This window comes from Buttiauxella massiliensis, assembly GCF_902500225.1.
GTDB lineage: Bacteria > Pseudomonadota > Gammaproteobacteria > Enterobacterales > Enterobacteriaceae > Buttiauxella > Buttiauxella massiliensis.
In genome coordinates this window covers 1-23,714 of record NZ_LR722655.1, presented here as the reverse complement: position 1 = coordinate 23,714, position 23,714 = coordinate 1, and the positions used below count along the sequence as shown (strand labels likewise).

21 protein-coding genes are annotated in these 23,714 nt (G+C 49.3%); 10 read left to right on the top strand and 11 right to left on the bottom strand.

Annotated features, from left to right (window positions below):
- Nucleotides 1–60: 60 nt before the first annotated feature.
- Nucleotides 61–522, bottom strand: a complete 462-nt coding sequence (locus GC128_RS13545) for an Lrp/AsnC family transcriptional regulator (RefSeq protein WP_064516763.1) — start codon at nucleotides 520–522, stop codon at nucleotides 61–63.
- Nucleotides 523–636: 114 nt separating this feature from the next.
- On the opposite strand from GC128_RS13545, the gene GC128_RS13540 reads away from it, so the two are divergent.
- Nucleotides 637–1,686, top strand: coding sequence for a PLP-dependent cysteine synthase family protein (locus GC128_RS13540; RefSeq protein ID WP_151994748.1), 1,050 nt, complete (start codon nucleotides 637–639; stop codon nucleotides 1,684–1,686).
- Nucleotides 1,687–1,729: 43 nt separating this feature from the next.
- On the opposite strand, the gene cof is transcribed toward GC128_RS13540, so the two are convergent.
- Nucleotides 1,730–2,551 carry an HMP-PP phosphatase gene (cof, locus tag GC128_RS13535; RefSeq protein ID WP_151994747.1) on the bottom strand — a complete coding sequence of 274 codons (822 nt, stop codon included), beginning with the start codon at nucleotides 2,549–2,551 and terminating at the stop codon, nucleotides 1,730–1,732.
- 103 nt (nucleotides 2,552–2,654) lie between these two features.
- On the opposite strand from cof, the gene GC128_RS13530 reads away from it, so the two are divergent.
- Both GC128_RS13530 and queC read left to right on the top strand, forming a co-directional pair.
- Nucleotides 2,655–4,358: an SgrR family transcriptional regulator gene (locus tag GC128_RS13530; protein WP_151994746.1), complete on the top strand. Its 1,704-nt coding sequence runs from the start codon at nucleotides 2,655–2,657 to the stop codon at nucleotides 4,356–4,358.
- A 64-nt stretch (nucleotides 4,359–4,422) separates the two neighbouring features.
- Nucleotides 4,423–5,118, top strand: a complete 696-nt coding sequence (queC, locus tag GC128_RS13525; RefSeq protein WP_151994745.1) for a 7-cyano-7-deazaguanine synthase QueC — start codon at nucleotides 4,423–4,425, stop codon at nucleotides 5,116–5,118.
- A gap of 49 nt (nucleotides 5,119–5,167) precedes the next feature.
- On the opposite strand, the gene GC128_RS13520 is transcribed toward queC, so the two are convergent.
- From GC128_RS13520 to bolA, 9 genes are all read right to left on the bottom strand, one after another.
- Entirely contained in the window at nucleotides 5,168–5,566 is a 399-nt protein-coding gene (locus GC128_RS13520; protein WP_151994744.1) for a YbgC/FadM family acyl-CoA thioesterase, read from the bottom strand.
- Between the two features lie 124 nt (nucleotides 5,567–5,690).
- On the bottom strand, nucleotides 5,691–6,062 hold the full coding sequence (locus tag GC128_RS13515; protein ID WP_151994886.1) for a helix-hairpin-helix domain-containing protein: 372 nt from the start codon (nucleotides 6,060–6,062) through the stop codon (nucleotides 5,691–5,693).
- Between the two features lie 163 nt (nucleotides 6,063–6,225).
- Nucleotides 6,226–8,097 carry a peptidylprolyl isomerase gene (gene ppiD, locus GC128_RS13510; protein WP_151994743.1) on the bottom strand — a complete coding sequence of 624 codons (1,872 nt, stop codon included), beginning with the start codon at nucleotides 8,095–8,097 and terminating at the stop codon, nucleotides 6,226–6,228.
- A 357-nt stretch (nucleotides 8,098–8,454) separates the two neighbouring features.
- Nucleotides 8,455–8,727 (bottom strand): nucleoid-associated protein HU-beta, encoded by a 273-nt coding sequence (hupB, locus tag GC128_RS13505; protein WP_151994742.1) that lies wholly within the window; start codon nucleotides 8,725–8,727, stop codon nucleotides 8,455–8,457.
- A 210-nt stretch (nucleotides 8,728–8,937) separates the two neighbouring features.
- The gene (gene lon, locus GC128_RS13500) at nucleotides 8,938–11,292 is read right to left on the bottom strand and encodes an endopeptidase La (protein ID WP_151994741.1); all 2,355 of its coding nucleotides are present in this window, start codon (nucleotides 11,290–11,292) and stop codon (nucleotides 8,938–8,940) included.
- A 251-nt stretch (nucleotides 11,293–11,543) separates the two neighbouring features.
- Nucleotides 11,544–12,818 (bottom strand): ATP-dependent protease ATP-binding subunit ClpX, encoded by a 1,275-nt coding sequence (gene clpX / locus GC128_RS13495; protein WP_120066138.1) that lies wholly within the window; start codon nucleotides 12,816–12,818, stop codon nucleotides 11,544–11,546.
- A gap of 133 nt (nucleotides 12,819–12,951) precedes the next feature.
- Nucleotides 12,952–13,575, bottom strand: coding sequence for an ATP-dependent Clp endopeptidase proteolytic subunit ClpP (gene clpP, locus GC128_RS13490; RefSeq protein ID WP_064516635.1), 624 nt, complete (start codon nucleotides 13,573–13,575; stop codon nucleotides 12,952–12,954).
- Nucleotides 13,576–13,895: 320 nt separating this feature from the next.
- The gene (gene tig / locus GC128_RS13485) at nucleotides 13,896–15,194 is read right to left on the bottom strand and encodes a trigger factor (protein WP_151994740.1); all 1,299 of its coding nucleotides are present in this window, start codon (nucleotides 15,192–15,194) and stop codon (nucleotides 13,896–13,898) included.
- 356 nt (nucleotides 15,195–15,550) lie between these two features.
- Complete coding sequence (gene bolA / locus GC128_RS13480; RefSeq protein ID WP_064516631.1) at nucleotides 15,551–15,868, bottom strand: transcriptional regulator BolA; 318 nt, start codon at nucleotides 15,866–15,868, stop codon at nucleotides 15,551–15,553.
- 305 nt (nucleotides 15,869–16,173) lie between these two features.
- Between bolA and GC128_RS13475 the strand changes: the two genes are divergently transcribed.
- The 7 genes from GC128_RS13475 to cyoE all read left to right on the top strand — a co-directional run bounded on the left by GC128_RS13475 (nucleotide 16,174) and on the right by cyoE (nucleotide 23,541).
- Complete coding sequence (locus GC128_RS13475; protein ID WP_034457986.1) at nucleotides 16,174–16,752, top strand: lipoprotein; 579 nt, start codon at nucleotides 16,174–16,176, stop codon at nucleotides 16,750–16,752.
- A 48-nt stretch (nucleotides 16,753–16,800) separates the two neighbouring features.
- The gene (ampG, locus tag GC128_RS13470; RefSeq protein ID WP_151994739.1) at nucleotides 16,801–18,276 is read left to right on the top strand and encodes a muropeptide MFS transporter AmpG; all 1,476 of its coding nucleotides are present in this window, start codon (nucleotides 16,801–16,803) and stop codon (nucleotides 18,274–18,276) included.
- Nucleotides 18,277–18,750: 474 nt separating this feature from the next.
- Complete coding sequence (gene cyoA / locus GC128_RS13465; RefSeq protein WP_064516627.1) at nucleotides 18,751–19,698, top strand: cytochrome o ubiquinol oxidase subunit II; 948 nt, start codon at nucleotides 18,751–18,753, stop codon at nucleotides 19,696–19,698.
- A 19-nt stretch (nucleotides 19,699–19,717) separates the two neighbouring features.
- On the top strand, nucleotides 19,718–21,709 hold the full coding sequence (gene cyoB / locus GC128_RS13460; RefSeq protein ID WP_151994738.1) for a cytochrome o ubiquinol oxidase subunit I: 1,992 nt from the start codon (nucleotides 19,718–19,720) through the stop codon (nucleotides 21,707–21,709).
- On the top strand, nucleotides 21,699–22,313 hold the full coding sequence (locus GC128_RS13455) for a cytochrome o ubiquinol oxidase subunit III (RefSeq protein WP_151994737.1): 615 nt from the start codon (nucleotides 21,699–21,701) through the stop codon (nucleotides 22,311–22,313). Before cyoB ends, GC128_RS13455 begins: the two co-directional genes overlap by 11 nt.
- Nucleotides 22,313–22,642 (top strand): cytochrome o ubiquinol oxidase subunit IV, encoded by a 330-nt coding sequence (locus GC128_RS13450; protein WP_034457975.1) that lies wholly within the window; start codon nucleotides 22,313–22,315, stop codon nucleotides 22,640–22,642. The genes GC128_RS13455 and GC128_RS13450 overlap by 1 nt, the downstream gene beginning before the upstream one ends.
- 11 nt (nucleotides 22,643–22,653) lie before the next feature.
- A complete protein-coding gene (cyoE, locus tag GC128_RS13445; protein WP_064516621.1) occupies nucleotides 22,654–23,541 on the top strand; it encodes a heme o synthase in 888 nt (295 codons plus the stop codon).
- Nucleotides 23,542–23,714: the final 173 nt, after the last annotated feature.

Below are 23,714 nucleotides of genomic sequence, written 5' to 3'. Positions count from 1 at the left end.
AGATTCCTGAGATATCGTCTGCCGATGCATGGCAGAAATTGAAGGCCGGGAGCGCGGGACTTAGCGCTCTAAAGGCAAAGCCGTGGTGTATTTTATCTGTTCCATGGCGAAACTCGAAGTCACATCGGTTAAACCTGGAATGCCGTTCACCAGCCGTTTGTAAAAATCGTCATACCGTTTCATATCTTCTACCTGCACACGCATCAGGTAGTCATACTCGCCAGCCATACGCCAAAACCCCAACACTTCGGGCATTTCCGCAACGACCGAAACAAATTTGCAGTACCACTCACTACTGTGTTGTTGAGTTTTGATAAGCACAAAAGCCGTCAGCCCAAGGCCGAGTTTTTCCGGGTCTAGTAAAGCTACTTTTGCCCGGATAACACCGTCGTCTTCAAGACGTTTCAGGCGCTTCCAGCAGGGTGTGGTGGTCAGATTAACGGCATCCGCGAGAGCCTGCAAAGAGAGGGTGCAGTCGTTTTGCAGCAAGGATAGCAGCTTACGGTCAATTTTATCTAACATGGCAGCATCCAGGAGAAAAATTTTCTCCATTGAACCGCCAGTGAAGGCTAAAAGGCAACTTTTTTATCTTCCATTTGCATTACTCTAAGCACAAATAGACAAACGGACATCACCATGACCAGTACCTGGGTAAACCACGCGATTAGCGAAATTAACGCCGACTACCAACGCTCTGCCGACACACATTTGATTCGTCTGGCGCTCCCTGGTTTTCCCGGTATTCAGCTCTACCTGAAAGATGAAAGTACGCACCCGACGGGCAGCCTGAAGCATCGTCTTGCTCGCTCGCTGTTTCTATATGGTTTGTGTAACGGTTGGATTAAAGAAGGTACGACGATCATTGAAGCGTCTTCCGGTTCAACTGCGGTTTCTGAAGCCTATTTTGCCCGTTTGTTAGGTTTACCGTTTATTGCCGTCATGCCCGCCTGCACCGCCAAACGTAAAGTAGAGCAAATTGAATTTTACGGTGGCCGCTGCCATTTCGTAGAGAGCGCATGCGAAATTTACGCGGCCTCCGAAATGCTGGAGCGCGAGTTGAATGGGCATTATATGGACCAGTTCACGTACGCCGAACGTGCGACAGACTGGCGCGGTAACAACAATATTGCCGACAGTATTTTCCGCCAAATGGAACATGAGCCTCACCCAGTGCCAGATTATATTGTAATGAGCGCGGGCACTGGCGGTACATCGGCGACCATCGGGCGTTACTTGCGCTACCAGGGCCACCCAACAAAACTGACCGTAGTCGATCCGCAAAACTCGGTATTTATGGATTACTGGCAGAATCGTGATTGCAGTTTGCGCAGTGCCATTGGCAGCAAAATTGAAGGGATTGGTCGTCCACGCTGCGAACCGTCGTTTATCCCGGATGTCATTGACGAAATGATGCGCGTGCCAGATACCGCAAGCATTGCAACTATGCAGTGGCTGGAAACGATTCTCGGCCGCAAAGTTGGCGCGTCAACTGGCACCAATATGTGGGGCGTTCTGCAGTTGGCAGCTCGTATGCGCACAGAAGGCCGCACGGGTTCAATTGTGACGCTGCTTTGCGACAGTGGTGAGCGCTATCTGGAAACCTATTACAATGCAGAGTGGGTGAAAGCGAATATTGGTGATGTGCTGCCAGCCCGAGCGGAAATCGAAAAGCTGCTGGAAAGATAATGAAAAAAAAGCCGGGCAAACGCCCGGCTGGCTTAATGCCTTATCATTCGGGGGAATAAGTGAGGTTTGGTGTATCCAGCCAATGCGTCAAATAATGAGAAACAGCCTGTTTATTACAGTGACCAATAACAGGTAAATGCGGTAAATCTTCTTTCAGTTGCGCCATCGCGTTGCCCATGATCAAACCATGACCCACGCTTGAGAGCATTTCGCGGTCGTTCATCGCGTCGCCAAACGCCATGCAATCTTTCATCGTTAAACCAAGGTGCTCGCTCAACACATTCAGAGCAGAACCTTTGTTACAGCCAATCGGTAACACTTCCAGGCAATCTACTGCCGAGAAACATAAAAATGCTCGCCCGCCCAAAGCCTCATCCAACTGAACTTTCAAACGAACAAGATCGTCGTGAGGGGCGCAGAAACAAATTTTGGTGACTTCATCGGACGGGATGCGTTTGATGTCGACAATTTTCGGGCTAAAACCGCTATAAACGTGAGCATTCAGCATTTCGCCGACTTCATATTGAGTTAGCCAACCGGTGTCATTAAACACATGCAGACTCGCCTGAGTATCCCACTGCCCGTGGATAACCATTTCCGCCGCCTCAGGAGATAGATCCTGGCGATGCAGAAGATCGCCCTGCGTTGAGTGAATACGCGTGCCGTTGCCAGTAATCAAAAATGCTTCAAGGGATAGTTTGCTCAACACATGGCGCATTTCCAGCACATGGCGGCCCGTGGCAAACGCGAGGGTTATCTGGCGTTCATCCCGCAGACGGTTAAGGGTACGCACGGTTTCTTCACCCAAAAGATGATTGGGCATTAACAGCGTACCATCCATATCAAATGCAGCCAGACGAGCCATGTTTACTCCGATTTGTGACGACTAAAACACTGAAGGCAGTATCGCCTGGCATATACGGAACTAATAGTGAATACTTTCTGAAAATTGTTCCGGGTTTACACCAATGCGACTGTTAAACCGATTAAACCAATTTCAACGCTTATGGCAGCCTTCGGCGGGAGAACCGCAGCAAGTGACGGTAGCCGAACTCGCTGCACGCTGCTTTTGCAGTGAGCGCCATGCACGAACATTGCTTAATCAACTTGAAGATGCGGGTTGGCTGACATGGCATGCGCAGTCTGGACGAGGCAAACGCGGCACTTTGAGTTTTCTGGTGACGCCAGAAAGCGTGCGTTCTGGAATGATGGAGCAAGTACTCCACAAAGGGCAGCATCAGAATGCGCTGGAACTGGCGCAAATCGCCCCTGAACAGTTGCGCCAATTGCTGCAACCATTCCTTGGAGGGCAATGGCAAAACGATACGCCGACTTTACGTATTCCCTACTATCGCCCGTTAGAACCGTTGCAACCGGGGTTCCTGCCAGGTCGTGCCGAACAGCACCTTGCGGGCCAGGTCTTTGCCGGGCTAACACGATTCACCTCGAACAGCGCGGCACCGCAGCCCGATCTTGCTCACCACTGGCAAGTCTCCGAAGATGGCCTCAGTTGGTACTTTTTCATTCGCTCGACACTGCACTGGCATAATGGCGAACCGGTGGAAACCACGCAGTTACAGCAACGGCTGATGATGTTATTGACGCTCCCTGCGATGCGACGTTTGTTCATCAGCGTGAAGAGCATTGAGCTTGCCCATACGCAATGCATCCGCTTTGTATTGCATACTCCCGATTACTGGCTGGCGCATCGTCTGGCGAGTTATTGCAGCCGCCTGGCGCATCCTGAAGATACCCAAATCGGCTGTGGGCCATTTCGCATCAACAGCTTTAAAGAGAACCTGGTGCGTATCGAGAGTTTTGAGTATTACCACCTCAGCCACCCGCTACTCAAAGCCGTAGAGTTCTGGATTACCCCGCAATTGTTCGACACCGAACTGGGCACCAGTTGCCGCCATCCGGTGCAAATCGCCATTGGTCAGCAAGACGAGTTGGTTCATTTACGCCCTGTCAGCAATAGCATTAGTCTTGGGTTTTGCTATCTGGCGGTAAAACAAAACGGCAATTTAACACCAGAGCAGGCACGCTTCCTGATGCAAATCATTCAGCAGCAGCAGTTGATTGAAAGCCTTCCGGTCGATGAGTCGCTGATCACCCCAAGCAGCGAGATGATCCCTGGCTGGAAACTCCCCGAATGGCCATTGTCCAAATCGATAACGCTGCCGCCGCAATTAACGTTGATTTATCATTTGCCCGTTGAGTTGCACGTCATGGCGCAGCAGCTTAAAACACATCTGGCTGATTTGGGTTGCGAGCTCACACTGATATTTCATGATGCGAAAAACTGGGCAGGATGTGAGGCGTTGGCTGAGGCCGATTTAATGATGGGCGACCGTCTGATTGGCGAAGCACCTGTCTACACGCTGGAGCAGTGGTTACGCAGCGATGTGCTGTGGCCTGCGGTGCTTACTGAAAGCCAATACACCCATTTGCAGGCAACGCTCGACCGCGTACAAATCCACCCGGATGAACACGCGCGCAGCACCGGTTTGCAGGAGGTATTCAGCGCACTAATGCGCGATGCGATAGTCTCACCGCTGTTTAATTACCGCTACCAAATCAGCGCGCCGCCGGGTGTCAACGGCATTGAGCTCAACGCCTGGGGCTGGTTCGATTTTACCCAGGCGTGGATACCGCCACCGACGATGGCGTGAAGAAGCTGGGCAGCTATCTGCCCACGAGTTACCATAGGTTTTTAGCTGTTTAACAGGATTACTCATGAAACGTGCAGTTGTCGTCTTTAGTGGTGGCCAGGATTCCACAACCTGCCTGATTCAGGCATTACAGCAGTATGATGAAGTCCACTGTGTGACATTTGATTATGGCCAGCGCCACCGTGCTGAGATTGACGTTGCTCGTGAACTGGCGCTGAAACTGGGTGCGCGTGCGCATAAAGTGCTGGATGTAACGTTATTGAATGAACTGGCTGTCAGCAGCCTGACGCGCGATAGCATTCCGGTACCCGGATACGATCCCGAAGAAAAAGGTATCCCAAGCACTTTTGTTCCAGGACGCAATATTCTGTTCCTGACGCTGACGGCGATTTACGCTTATCAGGTTGAGGCCGAAGCGGTTATCACCGGTGTTTGTGAAACGGATTTCTCCGGTTACCCGGATTGTCGTGATGAATTCGTAAAAGCTCTGAATCATGCCGTAAGTCTTGGTATGGCTCGCGATATTCGCTTCGAAACACCACTGATGTGGCTCGATAAAGCAGAAACATGGGCGTTGGCGGATTACTGGCAGCAACTGGATCTGGTGCGTAGCGAAACGCTGACCTGCTATAACGGTATTAGAGGCGATGGCTGTGGAGAATGTGCCGCCTGCAACCTGCGCTCTAACGGGCTTAACCATTTCCTGGCGGATAACCCCGGGGTAATGGCAGCAATGAAAAAGAAAACTGGCCTGAAATAAATATTAGTGGGCGTGGTCCGCTAATTGCCACGCCCCTTTATCGACTTGATTACTCCATCATTTGAACTAACTTCTCGCGCAGTTCCCCTTCCAATGGAACCGACTTCTGAGTTTTCAAATCGATACAAACGAAAGTCAGTAACGCATCTGCGACAATCTCACCTTCCGGTTCAAGTTTAACCACCTGGCTCAAAACACCGCTTTTACCATTAAGTTGTTGTAACGAACTTTCAATGCGTAGCAAATCACCAAGCACCGCCGGACGACGATAATTGATGTTGATATTCACCACGATGAACGCGATGTTGTGCTCCGTCATCCATTGGAATCCTGCCGCATTTTCCAGCCCTTCCCATCGGGCCTCTTCGAGAAACTCAAGGTAGCGGGCATTGTTAACATGCTGATAGAAATCAAGATGGTAACCCCGAACTTTGATTTGTGTTTGCATAGCGCTAAAACCCTTTCACTGTAGTTTTAATATTCAGGTGAAGTAACAGGCCACACCAAACTGGTATGACCTGTGATTTAGCATAGCAAACTTTCCCGGCTGCGCGAGCAAGGAGCACTAAGCGTTAAAGCTTAATGTGAGACAGATTACGTTCTACCAATGCACTGCCAATCCCTGGTACCTCTTGCAGCTGTTCAAGTGCCTTGAATGGGCCGTACTCTTCCCGGTAACTGACTATCGACTGCGCTTTTTTCAGGCCGACACCATTCATTGCTTGTGCCAGAGCTTCTGCGCTCGCCGTGTTAATACTTACCACGCCATCATCAGCATCACTCGATTTAGCGGTTACAACGGGGGTTGCAGGGGTTTTATCGCTGCGCTGTTGAGCTTGAGCCGTATCATTTTTGACAGCGACTGGGGCAGCCAAAGCCTGAGTGCAGATGCTTGTACCAATAAATGCCACGGCAATGCACACTGCTTGTATTCCACTTTTGATTCCTGTTTTCATGCTGTTCCTCCTTGTGTGTTGACAGCGAAGCCAACTTACCGAGGAAAAAAAACAGCTACAAATGGCAATCTTCAAATGTGGAAAAGGCCGCGAAAGCGGCCTTTGAATGTTGCAGAGCATTGCAGTTAACTGCGAGAAACCTCGAGGTTAATTACTGCTGTTCGATGCTGTCACCCATCTTAATTTTTGCTTCTTTGCGCAAGTTGGTCATCAGCGCTTCGAAAGTGATCTGGGCGTTGTTCTGGGTGATACCCTGAACCATCGCTTTTTTCTGTTCTGCCGGCATGTCACCAGGTTTAACTTCATCCAGAGCTAACAGAACCACATTACCCCGCATGTCATTTGCCACGCCGTAGGCTGGCTTATCTTTTGCTGGTAATGGCAGATTAAAGGCAGCCTGGCTGATTGGGTCCTGACCAGTACGGGTCAGCGTTTTCGCTTCACCGAAGCTCAAGCCTGCGGCTTTCATAGCTTCATCACCTTTACCCAACTTCAACGCATTCAGCAGCTTGTCAGCATCCAGCTTAGCTTGTTGCTCAGCTTTCTGATGTTTAACCTGTGCGATAACTTGCTCGCGAACTTCAGCTAACGGTTTGATAGCTTCAGCTTTGTGCTCAGCGATACGAATCACAAACGCACGATCACCATCTACTGTAATGATGTCGGAGTTCATACCCGGAGCGCCGTTCGCACCGACCAGACCACCATTGAAAATAGCATCTGAAACAGGTTTGAAGTTCAGCTCAGCAGGTAAGTTGTCGTGGCCAAACCAACCGGTCTCGACAGCTTTAACACCAGCGACTTTCTCAGCACTTGCCAGAGATTCGTTGTCATTGCTCGCCGCATCGCTAACTTTCTGCTGCAACGCGTAGTAAGCATCAACTGCTTTCTCTTGCTTCACTTTCGTAGCAATGGCGTCTTTTACTTCTGCCAATGGTTTAGTTTGCGCAGGCTGAATGTCATCAAGACGAACAACCAGGAAGCCAACAGAAGATTTGATCACACCAGAAAGCTGGCCTTTGTCTTTCAGACCGGCATTTTTCAGCTCATCAGGTGTAGTGCCTGGTTCAAGCCAACCCATGTCACCACCGTTACGGGCGGAAATAATGTCAGCTGATTTTTCTTTTGCCAGAGCAGCAAAATCACCGCCTTTGCTCAGTTCATCAAGAATCGCTTTAGCTTCGGCTTCAGTTTTAGTCTGAATCACGCTGTAACGGTTACGTTGAGGCTGAGTGAACTCGTCCTGATGCTGGTCGTAATAAGCCTGAATATCTGTATCGGCTATTTCAACATTCTGAGAAGCCGCATCAAGCATGATGTAGCTTACTTTGAACTGCTCAGGGGCAATGTAGTTGTTTTTGTTCTGCTCATAGCTGGAGTTGATTTCCTGCTCGGAAACTTCCTGCTTCGCAGCCAGTGCGTTTACATCAATTGTGGCTTCACGAACCACACGTTGCTGCGACACCAGGGCTGCCAGTTCGTCAGTTTCACCCGCCAGCATGAAATCAGTACCTACAACGGCATTAATCAGTTGCTGAGTGGTAAGTTGATTACGCAGTGCCTGAGCGTATTGATCCGCAGTCATACCCATGTTGCCGATAATCGCGGTATAACGCGCGTTATCGAATTTGCCGTTGTTCTGGAATGCGGGTTCTTTAAAAATGGCTTGTTTGATTTGTTCGTCGCTTATGCCAAGACCAAGATGTTTGGCGTATTGGTCCATTAACGCTTCATCAATCATGCGCGACAGCACCTGTTGCCGCATCTGCTTCATGTAGCCTTCATTGCCGGCTAGCACAGAGAACTGTTCGCCAAGCTGTTGCTGCTGGCGATTACGCTCACTGGCAACAGCATTTTCAAACTGACCACGGCTGATTTCCTGGCCATTCACTTTTGCGGCGTAGTTGGCACTACCGCCAATCAGGTAGCCACTCACGCCAGTCAAAATGAATGACACGATAATGATCCCGAAAATTATCTTGATTACGAGGCTGTTTGCCGCCGTACGTAAATTGTCCATCATGGTGTAACAACACTCCACTGTAGTGTGAATGGTAAACCCAGCGCAGTCGCTAAATGGGCATCCCTGAATATGCGTACTGCTGTGCCGCTGCGTGCAAGCGGGTATTGTGACAAGAAAACGGGTTCAAATCATCAAACATGCGCAAAATTAGCCATCAGGCATAAAAAAAGGCACATCTAACGATGCGCCCTGACCTAACTTTACTAGCCTTGCCCTGTATACCCATCATTCTTCAAGCTGCTGGGGCGTTGGCTGTACTCACTTACCCAAATCACTTACTGAAGTAAGCTCATCGGGATAAGCTCTCTGGCCGCCTACCTGCAACTCGAATGCTAACGGATATTAGCTAGCGATAAATCAGTTAACTGCTTCTTTCAACGCTTTACCAGCACGGAAACCTGGTACTTTTGCAGCAGCAATAGTGATTTCTTTGCCTGTCTGAGGGTTACGGCCTGTACGGGCAGCACGGTCTTTAACAGCAAAGGTGCCAAAGCCAACCAATGCAACTTCTTCCCCAGATTTCAGAGAGTCGGTAACAGCAGCAATCACAGCATCTAATGCACGTCCAGCCGCAGCTTTAGAAATATCAGCATCGGCGGCAATTTTGTCTATCAGTTGAGATTTATTCACTCTTCTCTTCCTCTCTTTATAATTTATATCGCACCAGTATCCTTCAAAGTGCGACCGCGCAGCAGTTATATCAGGCCTGTCATGCCCTTACAACACCCGTTGTTAATGGCATGCATCGCCAGCGATCTAAAGTAGCGATACAAAAAAAAGCTGGCAAGTGACAATTCACCAGCCAGCTCTGATTTTATTAACCGAATATGCGTCAGGTCACTATTTTGCGGTCACAACCTGCATTCCGTAAGGTTCGTTCTGTAATGCAAGGGTCAGAACTTCCTCAATGCGCTTCACCGGATGAATATCCAGGTCGGCGAGAACGTTGTCAGGAATCTCTTCCAGATCGCGTTTATTTTCATCCGGAATCAGAACCGTTTTGATACCGCCACGGTGTGCCGCCAGCAGTTTTTCTTTCAAACCACCGATTGGCAGAACCTGACCACGCAACGTTATTTCACCGGTCATAGCCACATCTGCACGAACAGGGTTCCCTGTCAGGCAAGATACCAGCGCAGTACACATCGCAATACCCGCACTTGGGCCATCTTTCGGCGTCGCACCTTCTGGCACGTGAACGTGGATATCACGTTTTTCATAGAAATCAGCATTGATGCCTAATTTCTCTGCACGCGCACGCACCACGGTCAGTGCAGCCTGGATAGACTCTTGCATAACTTCACCCAGCGAACCGGTGTAAGTCAGCTTGCCTTTGCCCGGCACACATGCGGTTTCGATAGTCAGCAGATCGCCACCCACTTCGGTCCACGCAAGACCAGTTACCTGGCCCACACGGTTTTCGCTGTCTGCACGGCCATAGTCAAAGCGCTGCACACCGAGGAAATCTTTCAAATTATCGCCATTAATGGTGATGTGCTTGAGCGATTTATCCAGCAGCAGCTGTTTAACCGCTTTACGGCACAGTTTGGAGATTTCACGCTCCAGACTACGCACGCCCGCTTCACGAGTGTAGTAACGAATAATGCCGCTTATAGCACTATCCTCAACCGTGATCTCACCTTTCTTCAGCGCATTGCGTTCAATCTGCTTGGTCAACAGATGCTGTTTGGCAATGTTCAGCTTCTCATCTTCGGTGTAACCGGAAAGACGAATCACTTCCATACGGTCCAGCAGCGGTGCCGGAATGTTCATGGAGTTAGACGTAGCAACAAACATCACGTCGCTCAGGTCGTAATCCACTTCCAGATAGTGGTCGTTGAACGCCACGTTCTGTTCTGGATCAAGGACTTCCAGAAGAGCAGATGCAGGATCGCCACGCATGTCTGAAGACATTTTGTCGATTTCATCCAACAGGAATAATGGGTTTTTAACGCCCACTTTCGCCATTTTCTGAATCAGTTTGCCTGGCATAGAACCGATATAAGTACGACGGTGTCCGCGAATTTCCGCTTCATCACGCACGCCGCCCAAAGCCATGCGCACGTATTTACGTCCGGTCGCACGTGCGATGGACTGACCCAGAGAGGTTTTACCTACACCAGGAGGCCCAACCAGGCACAGGATTGGCCCTTTGAGCTTGTTAACGCGACTCTGGACTGCGAGGTATTCCAGGATACGATCTTTCACGCGCTCAAGGCCGTAATGATCGGTATCGAGAACTTCCTGCGCCTGACGCAGATCTTTTTTCACTTTGCTGCGCGCATTCCACGGCACCTGCACCATCCAATCGATGTAGCCACGAACCACTGTTGCTTCCGCAGACATTGGCGACATCATTTTCAGTTTTTGCAGTTCCGCTTCGGTTTTTTCACGCGCTTCTTTCGGCATTTTAGCCGCATCGATTTTGCGTTTTAGCGCTTCGTTTTCATCTGGCGTGTCGTCCATTTCGCCGAGTTCTTTCTGAATGGCTTTCATTTGCTCGTTCAGATAGTACTCACGCTGGCTCTTTTCCATCTGCTTTTTAACGCGGTTGCGAATACGTTTCTCAACCTGCAGCAGATCGATTTCTGACTCCATCATGGCCATCAGATATTCAAGACGTTCGTTAATATCGGACATCTCAAGAACTGACTGTTTATCAGTCAGTTTCAACGGCATATGTGCAGCAATGGTGTCAGCCAGACGAGCAGGATCGTCAATGCTGTTCAGCGATGTCAGCACTTCTGGCGGGATTTTTTTGTTCAGTTTGATATAGCCTTCAAACTGACCAATTGCGGTGCGCACCAGCACTTCCTGTTCGCGCTCTTCGATAGCTGGCGAATTCAGGTACTCAGCCTGCGCTGAGAAATGGTCACCGTTGTCAGAAAGCGTGGTGATACGCGCACGCTGTAAACCCTCAACCAGCACTTTTACCGTGCCGTCTGGCAGTTTCAGCATTTGCAAAATGGATGCGACGGTTCCCACTGAGAACAGGTCATTGACACCTGGCTCATCTGTCGAGGCTTCTTTCTGCGCCACCAGCATGATTTTTTTATCATGATCCATGGCCGCTTCCAGGCAACGAATGGATTTTTCTCGCCCGACAAACAGTGGAATTACCATGTGCGGATAAACCACCACATCGCGCAATGGCAATACGGGGATTTCAATGCGTTCAGAACGCTCAGGATTCATAGAGCTCTCTCTTAGTTAAGGTCCGCCTGGTGATGGGGCGATGTCCTCTGTTTATACCTTAAATCTTTCAATTTGCAGGAAGGCGTAAACAACGCACCTGCACTTGAAGGATGACAGGAATCATGGCATCACCAACAAGTAATTCAGTATATGGGGATGTTTCCCGAGCATTCAATGCCAGGAATGAAGGAAAAGCAAAAGGGGGATATAAATCCCCCTTTTTAGACTAACTGACTGGTTATTTTGGCGAATTATTCACCGGATGCTTGTAGCTCTTCCGGCTTGCCATAAATTAATAATGGCTTGCTTTGACCGTCGATGACGGATTCGTCAATCACCACTTTCTCGACGTCTTCCATAGAAGGAAGATCGTACATGGTATCCAGCAATGCGCCTTCTACGATGGAGCGCAGACCACGAGCACCGGTTTTACGTGCCATTGCTTTCTTAGCAATTGCATCCAGCGCTTCGTCACGGAATTCCAGATCAACACCTTCCAGATTGAACAACGCCTGGTACTGCTTGGTCAGTGCGTTTTTCGGCTCTTTCAGGATCTGAATCAGTGCTTCTTCGCTCAGCTCAGTCAACGTAGCAACGACTGGCAGACGGCCGATAAACTCAGGGATCAGACCAAATTTGATCAAATCCTCCGGCTCAACCTGGCCTAACAACTGCCCTTCGGTCGCCTTCTGAGATTTACCTTTTACGGTCGCGCCAAAGCCAATGCCTGAACCGGTTTCAACGCGGTTAGCAATAACTTTGTCCAGCCCTGCGAATGCACCGCCACAGATAAACAGAATCTTGGAGGTATCAACCTGCAAGAACTCTTGCTGTGGATGCTTACGGCCACCCTGAGGCGGAACCGCCGCGACAGTACCTTCGATAAGTTTCAGCAACGCCTGCTGCACACCTTCACCAGACACATCACGAGTGATGGACGGGTTATCAGATTTGCGGGAGATTTTGTCGATCTCATCGATATACACGATACCGCGCTGTGCTTTCTGCACATCGTAATCACATTTCTGCAGCAGTTTCTGGATGATGTTTTCGACATCTTCACCCACGTAACCTGCTTCGGTTAACGTTGTGGCATCAGCCATTGTGAATGGAACATCCAGCAAACGTGCCAGGGTTTCAGCCAGCAGCGTTTTCCCGCTACCCGTTGGCCCGATGAGCAGAATGTTACTTTTGCCCAGTTCGATACCGTTGGTGCTGTCGCCGTTACGCAGACGTTTGTAGTGGTTGTAAACCGCAACCGCCAGGACTTTTTTAGCCTGTTCCTGACCGATGACGTAATCATCGAGATGGTGACGGATTTCATGCGGAGTCGGCAGCGCACTACGTTCCCGGTGCGGAGCGACTTCTTTAATCTCTTCGCGAATAATGTCGTTACATAAGTCGACACACTCATCGCAGATATACACTGACGGCCCGGCAATCAGTTTACGCACTTCATGCTGGCTTTTGCCGCAAAAAGAGCAGTACAGCAGTTTGCCTGAACCGTCTTTGCGCTTATCTGTCATCGGTAAAACCTCTTATTTGTTTCTGTGCACCGAACAGGACGGCGCAAGTGCCATTCTACGGCGCAGCCAATCGTAAGCGCGCTATGAGCTGGTGCTAGAACAATAATAGTACACGGCTCACTATTTTCGGGCATTAGCTACGGTGAGTCAGGATTGAGTCAACTAAGCCATACTCTACCGCTTCATTTGCTGCGAGGAAACGGTCACGCTCGGTGTCTCTCTCTATTTCTTCAAGAGATTTGCCCGTGTGTTGCGCCATAAGTTCGTTCATACGAGCTTTCACTTTCAGGATTTCGCGGGCATGGATTTCGATATCCGTAGCCTGGCCCTGATAACCGCCCAGCGGCTGGTGAATCATCACTCGTGAGTTCGGTAAGCAGAAGCGCTTACCCTTCGCCCCAGCGGTCAGCAGGAATGCCCCCATAGAACAGGCTTGTCCCATACAGATGGTACTGACATCTGGTTTAATAAATTGCATCGTATCGTAGATAGACATACCAGCGGTAATCACACCACCTGGTGAGTTGATGTAGAGATAGATGTCTTTTTCTGGGTTTTCTGCTTCCAGGAACAGCATCTGCGCTACGATCAGGTTAGCCATATGGTCTTCGACCTGGCCCGTCATAAAGATGACACGTTCCTTAAGCAGACGGGAATAGATATCGTATGAACGCTCGCCACGCGATGTCTGTTCAACAACCATCGGCACCAGGGCCATATGGGGTGCAAATTGATCTCTTTCGCCACTGTATGACATTTCCGTCTCCTGGAATAATTAAGCCTTCGATACCTGCAGCACTGATTCTACTTGAGGTGCCAGAAGAAGACTACGCTCCTGCTTACACCTATTACCATATTCGGACGGATTATCAGTCAGGGATCCATTTTCGAGCCATGCCCTTATTTATGGGGATAAGCTTGCCCTGTTTCAAGCATAACAACCTTTTCTTGTTACGCTAACCCTGAAACTGCGTTTTATTGATGGGTTTTCAGGGAGTCACTGATAAAAAAAGCCCGCCACCAGTAGGTGACGGGCTTGATGCAGCAATATTTTGGCGATGATGCCAAAAATTATGCTTACGCTTGCTGGTTCATCAGTTCGCTAAAGTTAGTGGCTTTCTCAGTCACTTTCGCTTTAGACAGAACAGCTTCAACAGCTTGTTCTTCCAGAGCAACATTACGCATGTTGTCCATCAGTTCTTTGTTTTTGCCGTAGAATTCTACAACTTCAGTCGGATCTTCGTAGGCAGAAGCCATTTCTTCGATCAGACCTTTAACGCGTTCTTCATCAGCTTTCAGCTCGTGGGTACGAATGACTTCGCCCAGCAGCAGGCCAACAACTACGCGACGTTTAGCTTGTTCTTCGAACAGTTCACGTGGCAGTTCCAGCGCTTGTTTTTCGTTGCCACCAAAACGCTGAGCAGCCTGGCGACGCAGAACGTCGATTTCGCTGTCGATCAGTGCAGCTGGAACATCGATGTTGTTCGCATTAACCAGGCCGTCGATCGCTTGAGACTTGATGCGGTTACGCACAGCGCCTTTCAGCTCACGATCCATGTTTTTACGAACTTCGGTGCGCAGACCAGCTACAGAACCATCTTCAACGCCGAAACGCTTGATGAAGTCTTCAGTAAATTCTGGCAGTTCACGCTCTTCTACTTTCTTCAGAACGATGTCGAACTTAGCCGCTTTACCTTTCAGGTTTTCAGCGTGGTAATCTTCTGGGAAGGTCACTTCGATAGTGAATTCTTCGCCAGCTTTGTGACCAACCAGACCGTCTTCAAAACCTGGGATCATACGACCCTGGCCCATTGCCAGCACGAAGTCAGACGCTTTGCCGCCTTCGAATACTTCGCCGTCTACAGAACCGGTGAAATCGATAGTTACGCGGTCTTCTGCAGTTGCAGCAGCGTCTGAATCTTTCCAGGTCGCCTGTTGCTTACGCAGGGTGTCCAGCATTGCATCAACGTCTTCGTCAGTCACTTCAACAACCGGTTTTTCAACTTCGATTGCTTCCAGACCCTGCAGCTCAACTTCTGGGTACACTTCAAACTCAACCGCGTAGGTGAAGTCTTCGCCCAGTTTGTATTCGCCTGGAACGTAGTTCGGTGCGCCAGCTGGATTGATTTTTTCTTTGATGATCGCTTCAACAAAGTTGCGGCTCATCAATTCGCCCAACACGTCCTGGCGAACAGAAGCGCCATAGCGTTGTGCGATAACAGTCATCGGCACTTTTCCTTTACGGAAACCGTCGATACGGGCTTTCTTTGCCACGTTGACCAGCTCGCTTTTTACAGCGGTTTCGATGCTGTCTGCAGCGATAGTAATCGTGAGACGGCGGCCAAGGCCCTGAGTGGTTTCAACTGAAACTTGCATCTTGTTACCTCAAAAAATCACAGTGCTCGGTCAACTCTGGAAGCGCTCATTTGCACTTCGCAGAACCGGGATGCCTTCTGTATCAGAATCACATTCCCTGTCGTCAGAATCGTCCCGAAGACATTCCGAAAAATAAGACGCAGCATTATAGCGGCATCACCAAGGTGAGTCGAGAACGGCAACACAGTGTTGCTGCGGCCCTTTTCACAGTTCTTTTGGATTTTTTGCCCAAACCCTGGAATAACGAGGGCTATTTCAGACAAAACAAAACGGCCCGCAGGCCGTTTTATAAAACACGATTCATATACCGCAACATAAAGGAAAAGTTCCCTCAGTTGCAAGTCTGAAGGTTAACTTCAGGCGATTGACCCTGCTCCACGGCAAGGTGGGGAGGCAAGAAGAGTGTCATGCAACCCCTCCCATTCCTTAATGGTGTAGGTATGCAGTGCCAGCGCATGCACCGTTGACGAGAGTTCTGCACTCAAAGTGCCATAAATCATACGATGACGATTTAAAAAACGCTCACCCACAAAACGATCGCTGACCAGAACCACTTTGAAATGACTCTCTGAACCTGCCGGGACATTGTGACGATAGCTTTCATCCGCAACTTCCAGGATCACGGGTTCAAACGCTGCCCTTAATTTTGATTCTATTTGCTCGCGCATCATCATGAACTTTCTCCTCGACTACGTAGAGATGCCACTCATCCCTTTAAATGTTAGCCGCTTTTAGCCGTTTTAATAACGGAATTACAACAATTATTTAGCTTTCGTCTGATTTTCTTAGCCAAGCCCCTGTAGATTAATGTGATTACGGCACTAATCGAGGGCAAAGTGGTCAGATAGCTTTGCAACCGCTCAGAAAAAGCGCAACGCGATGAAATTACGTGCGTTAACTACTTCCCCTGGGCAAACGCAGTGTTATGATGGCGTGATTTTTTATCTGCCTGCCCCTTGAGTACATTGAGATAGCGAACATGTTAAAAAAACTATTATTCCCGTTGGTCGCCGTATTTATGCTGGCCAGCTGTGCAACACCACCAACTACCATTGATGTTTCTCCAACCATTAGCTTGCCACAGCAAGACCCTAGCTTGATGGGTGTGACTGTCAGCATCAACGGTGCAGATCAACGTAAAGACCAGGCTCTGGCTAAAGTCACTCGTGATAACCAACTGGTTACATTGACTCCATCTCGTGACCTGCGCTTCTTGCTACAAGAAGTGCTGGAAAAACAGATGACTGCTCGTGGTTACATGGTCGGACCAAACAGCCCGGTTGATCTGCAAATTATCGTAAACCAGTTGTTTGCTGACGTGTCTCAGGGCAGCGTGCGCTACAACATCGCCACTAAAGCTGACATCGTGATCATTGCGACAGCGAAAAATGGCAACAAGATGACCAAAAACTACCGTTCTAGCTATAACGTAGAAGGGGCGTTCCAGGCTACCAACAAGAATATCGCCAACGCGGTGAACTCCGTATTGACTGATACCATTGCTGATATGGCTCAGGACACCAGCGTTCACGACTTTATTAAGCAGAACGCTCGTTAATCAATACCCCACCAGCCCGCGTCATGCGGGCTGGCTGTAGAGCAAAGTATGCCCAATCACTATCTACGTCTCTTCCAGCAACCTAAATCAGCCATCCTTTTGATTTTAGGTTTTGCATCCGGTCTTCCACTCGCCCTCACCTCCGGCACGCTACAAGCATGGATGACGGTCGAGAACATCGATCTTAAAACCATTGGTTTCTTCTCGCTTGTTGGGCAAGCCTATGTATTTAAGTTTCTGTGGTCGCCGATTATGGACAGATACACGCCGCCGCTGCTTGGACGGCGTCGTGGTTGGTTGCTGATCACCCAAATTCTGTTGCTGGTTGCTATTGCAGCTATGGGTTTCCTTGAACCCGGCTCGCAGTTACGTTGGATGGCAGCATTGGCTGTTGTCATTGCTTTCTGCTCGGCCTCTCAAGATATCGTCTTCGATGCGTGGAAAACGGATGTTCTTCCGGCTGAGGAACGCGGCACGGGTGCAGCAATCAGTGTGTTGGGTTATCGCCTGGCGATGCTGGTATCGGGTGGTTTAGCGCTCTGGCTTGCGGATAGATACCTTGGCTGGCAAGGCATGTACTGGTTGATGGCCTCATTGATGCTGCCTTGTATTATCGCTACATTGCTTGCCCCAGAGCCCACCGATGCAATTCCGGTCCCAAAAAGCCTTGAACAAGCAGTGGTCGCTCCACTGCGTGATTTCTTTGGCCGCAACAATGCATGGCTCATTCTGCTGCTGATTGTGTTGTACAAACTTGGGGATGCATTCGCCATGAGTTTGACGACCACATTTTTGATCCGCGGTGTAGGTTTTGATGCCGGTGAAGTCGGTATGGTGAATAAAACACTGGGATTAATTGCCACAATCGTTGGCGCACTCTACGGCGGCATTTTAATGCAGCGCCTGTCACTGTTCCGCGCATTGCTGATCTTTGGCATTTTGCAGGGTGTCTCTAATGCTGGTTACTGGCTTCTTTCGATTACCGATAAGAATATGTTCAGCATGGCAGGCGCCGTCTTCTTCGAAAATCTCTGCGGTGGCATGGGTACAGCGGCATTTGTCGCGCTGTTAATGACTCTGTGTAATAAATCGTTTTCTGCCACTCAGTTTGCGCTGCTTTCAGCATTATCCGCAGTAGGACGCGTTTATGTTGGCCCGATTGCCGGTTGGTTTGTTGAAGCGCAAGGCTGGCCTACTTTTTATTTATTCTCTGTTATTGCCGCTGTTCCAGGCATTCTGTTGCTGCTGGTTTGCAAAACAACGCTGGAATACACCCAGAATAACGATAGTTTCATTCCGCGAAGCGAATTTTCATCAGCTTATCGTATTGCTCTTCAGGCATTAATGTTAGGTTGTGCCCTGCTCGCCGTATGGTTGGTAGTACTGATTACCAACGCGACTGGCCTGACTGACTGGGCATTCAACATTCAGTTCCTCGAATGGGGGGCGTTGTTTGCAGTGAGTGGAGTTTTGCTTGGTGGATTGCTGGATTATCTGGCGTTGCGCAAATCAGCTTTAGTGTAAAATCCGCCAGATTAATAAAAATAATAAATTTCGCTCAGTAACTATATCGTTCGATTAACATGCAAATATTGATGTGATGAATTATTTGGCGAAAGCAAGCCTGTTTTTTTGCATTATTAGCAGGAAAATTATTTTCTTCGCACCTTTAACCGATTCAGCCAGCCGGTAAATTAATTTGCAGCTCATTTCGTTTGTTAATTGATGCCATTTTGTTAAATTTATGTTTAACAAAATGATTGGTTATACCAATTAACCTGCACTATTTATAGCAACATAGGTTTTCGTTATAACCCAGCAAGGTTGCGGGCTATCTCGATATTTTACAGTTTGTTGCATTCTATGTGACATTGTCGGCAGAACCCGGTAACACCACACTGACACTACGCCATTCATGTTTACAGTAATGTAACCTTCCCGTAAAATGCCTTCACACTTTAAACGACAATTAGAGCTCCCCGGAATTGAGGTCGTTAAATGAGACTCAGGAAATACAATAAAAGTTTGGGATGGATGGCATTAATTACAGGCACTTTTTTACTGAGTGGCTGTGATTCTGCACTTCTGGACCCCAAAGGACAAATTGGACTGGAACAACGTTCATTGATACTGACAGCAATCGGGCTGATGTTGATAGTAGTAATACCCGCTATCGCAATGGCTATCGGTTTTGCCTGGAAGTATCGTGCTTCAAACACAAACGCCAAATACAGCCCCAACTGGTCGCATTCGAACAAAGTTGAAGCTGTGGTCTGGACGATTCCTATCCTTATCGTCATCTTCCTCGCGGTTCTAACATGGAAAACCACGCACGCTCTTGAGCCAAGCAAACCGCTTGTTCACGATGCAAAGCCGGTAACCATCGAAGTTATCGCCATGGACTGGAAATGGTTCTTCATCTATCCAGAGCAAGGTATTGCTACGGTGAATGAAATCGCCTTCCCAGCCAACACCCCGGTGGAATTCAAAATCACTTCTAACTCAGTGATGAACTCCTTCTTTATTCCGCGCCTGGGCAGCCAAATCTACGCAATGGCAGGTATGCAGACCAAATTGCACCTGATTGCTGATGAAGCAGGCACCTACGACGGTATTTCGTCTAACTACAGCGGTAAAGGCTTCTCTGGGATGAAGTTTAAGGCAATCGCCACCCCAGACATGGACACCTTTAACCAATGGGTAGCTAAAGCCAAGCAGTCTCCGGAAGTCATGAACGATATGGCGACTTACGAGAAACTGGCACAGCCAAGCGAATACAACAAAGTCGAATACTTCTCCGCTGTTAAGCCAGATTTGTTTAAAGACGTTATTAACAAATTCATGGGACACGGGAAGAGCATGGACATGACCCAACCGGAAGGCGAGCACGCAGCGCATGAAGGAATGGAAGGCATGGACATGAGTCACGCGGAAACCTCTCACTAAGGGGCCGAGGAATAATACGATGTTCGGAAAACTTACACTGGATGCAATCCCATACCATGAGCCCATTGTCATGGTTACGGTGGCAGCAATTATCGTCGGGGGACTGGCGCTAGTTGCAGCTATCACTTACTTCGGTAAGTGGGAATATTTATGGAAAGAGTGGTTCACTTCGGTAGACCACAAACGCCTCGGCATAATGTACGTGATTGTCGCAATCGTCATGCTTCTGCGTGGCTTTGCAGACGCCATCATGATGCGTAGCCAGCAAGTTCTGGCCTCCGCCGGAGAAGCAGGCTTCCTGCCGCCTCATCACTACGACCAGATCTTTACCGCCCACGGCGTAATCATGATCTTCTTCGTGGCGATGCCATTTGTTATCGGTCTGATGAACGTTGTCGTGCCGTTGCAGATTGGTGCGCGTGACGTTGCCTTCCCATTCCTGAACAACCTGAGCTTCTGGTTCACCGTTGTAGGTGTGGTGCTGGTTAACCTGTCTCTTGGGGTAGGTGAATTCGCGCAAACCGGTTGGGTGGCTTATCCACCGCTATCGGGCATAGAGTACAGTCCGGGGGTCGGTGTCGACTACTGGATATGGGCACTACAGCTCTCGGGTATCGGTACGACATTAACGGGTATTAACTTCTTCGTTACTATCCTGAACATGCGTACACCTGGCATGACTATGTTCAAAATGCCGGTATTTACCTGGGCTTCGCTGTGTACCAACGTACTGATTATCGCGGCATTCCCAATCTTCACCGTGACCGTCGCACTGTTAACCCTTGACCGCTACCTTGGCACCCATTTCTTTACCAATGATATGGGTGGCAACATGATGATGTATATCAACCTCATCTGGGCATGGGGTCACCCGGAAGTTTATATCCTGGTGCTGCCGGTGTTTGGTGTGTTCTCAGAAGTGGTTGCGACATTCTCGAAAAAACGCCTGTTCGGTTACACCTCTCTGGTGTGGGCGACCATCGCGATTACGGTACTGTCGTTCATCGTTTGGCTGCACCACTTCTTCACCATGGGCAGCGGCGCGAACGTAAACGCCTTCTTTGGTATCGCCACCATGATTATCGCCATCCCGACTGGGGTGAAGATCTTCAACTGGCTGTTCACCATGTATCAAGGCCGTATCGTGTTCAACTCCGCGATGCTGTGGACCATTGGCTTCATCGTCACCTTCTCTATCGGTGGCATGACCGGTGTTCTGTTAGCGGTTCCGGGTGCGGACTTCGTACTGCACAACAGTCTGTTCCTGATTGCTCACTTCCATAACGTGATTATCGGTGGTGTGGTATTCGGTTGCTTCGCAGGCCTGACTTACTGGTGGCCAAAAGCCTTCGGCTTCACGCTGAACGAAACCTGGGGTAAACGTGCCTTCTGGTTCTGGATCATCGGCTTCTTCGTGGCATTTATGCCGCTGTACGTGCTTGGCTTCATGGGTATGACCCGTCGCCTGAGCCAGCAGATTGATCCACAGTTCCACACTCTGCTGGTTGTTGCAGCTTGTGGTGCGGGCCTGATTGCTCTGGGTATCCTGTCTCAGCTGATTCAGTTCTACGTCTCTATTCGTGACCGTGAGCAGAATCGCGACCTGACCGGTGACCCATGGGGTGGCCGTACGCTGGAGTGGTCAACTTCTTCCCCTCCTCCGTTCTACAACTTTGCTCACTTGCCGCACGTTCATGAGCGTGATGCATTCTGGGAAATGAAAGAGAAAGGCAAAGCGTACAAACAGCCAACGCATTATGAAGAAATTCATATGCCACGTAACAGCGCAGCGGGCATCGTGATTGCCGCGTTCGCTACCGTGTTTGGTTTCGCGATGATCTGGCACATCTGGTGGCTGGCGATTGTTGGCTTTGCCGGCATCATCATCACCTGGATTGCGAAAAGCTTCGACGAAGATGTGGATTACTACGTTCCGGTTGCGGAAGTCGAAAAACTGGAAAACCAGCACTTCGATGAAATTACCAAAGCAGGGCTGAAAAATGTCAACTGAAACTCTCACTCACGCTAACGCCCACGCCGCTGAGCATGGGCATCACGATGCAGGAACCAATAAGGTCTTTGGTTTCTGGATCTACCTGATGAGCGACTGCATTCTGTTCTGTTGCTTGTTTGCTACCTATGCCGTTCTGGTGAACGGTACTGCCGGCGGCCCGGCAGGGAAAGACATTTTCGAACTGCCATTTGTGCTGGTTGAAACTGCCCTGCTGTTGTTCAGCTCCATCACCTACGGCATGGCGATCATCTCCATGAACAAAGGCAACAAGAGCCAGGTTATCTCCTGGCTTGCGCTGACCTTCCTGTTTGGTGCGGGCTTCGTCGCGATGGAAATCTATGAATTCCATCACCTGATCAAAGAAGGTTTCGGTCCGGATCGTAGCGGCTTCCTGTCAGGCTTCTTTGCCCTGGTTGGTACGCACGGTCTGCACGTAACTTCGGGTCTGGTCTGGATGGCGTTGATGATGTTCCACGTTTACCGTCGCGGCTTGACCCCTGCTAACCGCACTCGCCTGATGTGCCTGAGCTTGTTCTGGCACTTCCTGGATGTGGTTTGGATCTGTGTATTCTCGGTTGTTTATCTGATGGGGGCGATGTAATGAGCCATTCAAATGAACACGCTGGCGCCCACCACGGTAGCGTTAAAACCTATATGACTGGTTTTATCCTGTCTATCATCCTGACGGCAATCCCGTTCTGGATGGTGATGACAGGTACAGCGTCCCACGCCGTAATTCTTGGCGTAGTGCTGGTAAGTGCTGTGGTACAGATTTTGGTTCACCTGGTGTGCTTCCTGCACATGAACACCTCTTCTGAGGAGCGTTGGAACCTGGTGGCCTTTGCCTTTACAGCGCTGATAATAGCCATTCTGGTGGTCGGCTCTATCTGGATTATGTGGAACCTCAACCAGAACATGATGGTTCACTAAGAGCAGCCTATATGATGAAGCGGTACCTACAAGTAACTAAACCAGGAATTATTTTCGGCAATTTAATTTCTGTCATTGGCGGATTTTTACTGGCCTCAAAGGGCAGTATTGATTATTCCCTGTTTATATCCACCCTTGTTGGGGTGTCGTTGGTCGTGGCGTCGGGTTGTGTCTATAACAACTTCATTGACCGCGACATCGACCGCAAGATGGAGAGAACCAAGAACAGGGTTCTGGTCAAAGGCCTGATTGCGCCGAAAACCTCGCTGGTATACGCCACCTTGTTGGGTATTGCTGGCTTCATGCTGCTGTGGTTTGGTGCTAACCCGCTGGCCATGTGGTTAGGTGTGATGGGCTTTGTGGTTTATGTCGGCGTTTACAGCCTGTACATGAAGCGCCACTCCGTCTACGGCACGTTAATTGGCAGCCTGTCAGGTGCTGCACCGCCGGTTATTGGTTACTGCGCTGTAACCAATGAATTTGATGCCGGTGCTTTAATCCTGCTGGCTATCTTTAGCCTGTGGCAGATGCCGCACTCGTACGCGATTGCTATCTTCCGCTTTAAAGATTACCAGGCCGCCAACATTCCGGTGTTGCCGGTGGTTAAAGGGATTTCGGTCGCGAAAAACCACATCACGGTTTATATCATCGCTTTTGCTGTCGCAACGTTGATGCTGTCGCTGGGTGGTTATGCCGGATGGAAATATCTGGTTGTGGCCGCTGCAGTCAGCGTCTGGTGGTTGGGCATGGCATTACGTGGTTATAAAGTGGAAGACGATAAAGTCTGGGCGCGCAAATTGTTCGTCTTTTCAATCGTTGCTATCACCTCTTTAAGCGTGATGATGTCGGTCGATTTCATGGTGCCAGATTCACAAAATCTTATGACTTACGTCTGGTAAGTCGTGAACCTCATAAAAGGGCGCAATTGCGCCCTTTTTTATTAATGTGACCCGTCCTAAATAGCGTTGACACATTTAACTCGTACTATGAGGAAAATGTGATGAACCAGTACGTTAAACGCACGCAACGCGATTACCCTCTATCCTTTAAATTGGCCGTTGTCGAACAAGTC

What these genes read in the sequence shown, in the direction of transcription:
- GC128_RS13545 (WP_064516763.1), bottom strand. Translation starts at nt 522, where the DNA reads ATGTTAGATAAAATTGACCGTAAGCTGCTATCCTTGCTGCAAAACGAC.
- GC128_RS13540 (WP_151994748.1), top strand. Translation starts at nt 637, where the DNA reads ATGACCAGTACCTGGGTAAACCACGCGATTAGCGAAATTAACGCCGAC.
- cof (WP_151994747.1), bottom strand. Translation starts at nt 2,551, where the DNA reads ATGGCTCGTCTGGCTGCATTTGATATGGATGGTACGCTGTTAATGCCC.
- GC128_RS13530 (WP_151994746.1), top strand. Translation starts at nt 2,655, where the DNA reads ATGCGACTGTTAAACCGATTAAACCAATTTCAACGCTTATGGCAGCCT.
- queC (WP_151994745.1), top strand. Translation starts at nt 4,423, where the DNA reads ATGAAACGTGCAGTTGTCGTCTTTAGTGGTGGCCAGGATTCCACAACC.
- GC128_RS13520 (WP_151994744.1), bottom strand. Translation starts at nt 5,566, where the DNA reads ATGCAAACACAAATCAAAGTTCGGGGTTACCATCTTGATTTCTATCAG.
- ppiD (WP_151994743.1), bottom strand. Translation starts at nt 8,097, where the DNA reads ATGATGGACAATTTACGTACGGCGGCAAACAGCCTCGTAATCAAGATA.
- lon (WP_151994741.1), bottom strand. Translation starts at nt 11,292, where the DNA reads ATGAATCCTGAGCGTTCTGAACGCATTGAAATCCCCGTATTGCCATTG.
- clpX (WP_120066138.1), bottom strand. Translation starts at nt 12,818, where the DNA reads ATGACAGATAAGCGCAAAGACGGTTCAGGCAAACTGCTGTACTGCTCT.
- clpP (WP_064516635.1), bottom strand. Translation starts at nt 13,575, where the DNA reads ATGTCATACAGTGGCGAAAGAGATCAATTTGCACCCCATATGGCCCTG.
- tig (WP_151994740.1), bottom strand. Translation starts at nt 15,194, where the DNA reads ATGCAAGTTTCAGTTGAAACCACTCAGGGCCTTGGCCGCCGTCTCACG.
- bolA (WP_064516631.1), bottom strand. Translation starts at nt 15,868, where the DNA reads ATGATGATGCGCGAGCAAATAGAATCAAAATTAAGGGCAGCGTTTGAA.
- GC128_RS13475 (WP_034457986.1), top strand. Translation starts at nt 16,174, where the DNA reads ATGTTAAAAAAACTATTATTCCCGTTGGTCGCCGTATTTATGCTGGCC.
- ampG (WP_151994739.1), top strand. Translation starts at nt 16,801, where the DNA reads ATGCCCAATCACTATCTACGTCTCTTCCAGCAACCTAAATCAGCCATC.
- cyoA (WP_064516627.1), top strand. Translation starts at nt 18,751, where the DNA reads ATGAGACTCAGGAAATACAATAAAAGTTTGGGATGGATGGCATTAATT.
- cyoB (WP_151994738.1), top strand. Translation starts at nt 19,718, where the DNA reads ATGTTCGGAAAACTTACACTGGATGCAATCCCATACCATGAGCCCATT.
- GC128_RS13455 (WP_151994737.1), top strand. Translation starts at nt 21,699, where the DNA reads ATGTCAACTGAAACTCTCACTCACGCTAACGCCCACGCCGCTGAGCAT.
- GC128_RS13450 (WP_034457975.1), top strand. Translation starts at nt 22,313, where the DNA reads ATGAGCCATTCAAATGAACACGCTGGCGCCCACCACGGTAGCGTTAAA.
- cyoE (WP_064516621.1), top strand. Translation starts at nt 22,654, where the DNA reads ATGATGAAGCGGTACCTACAAGTAACTAAACCAGGAATTATTTTCGGC.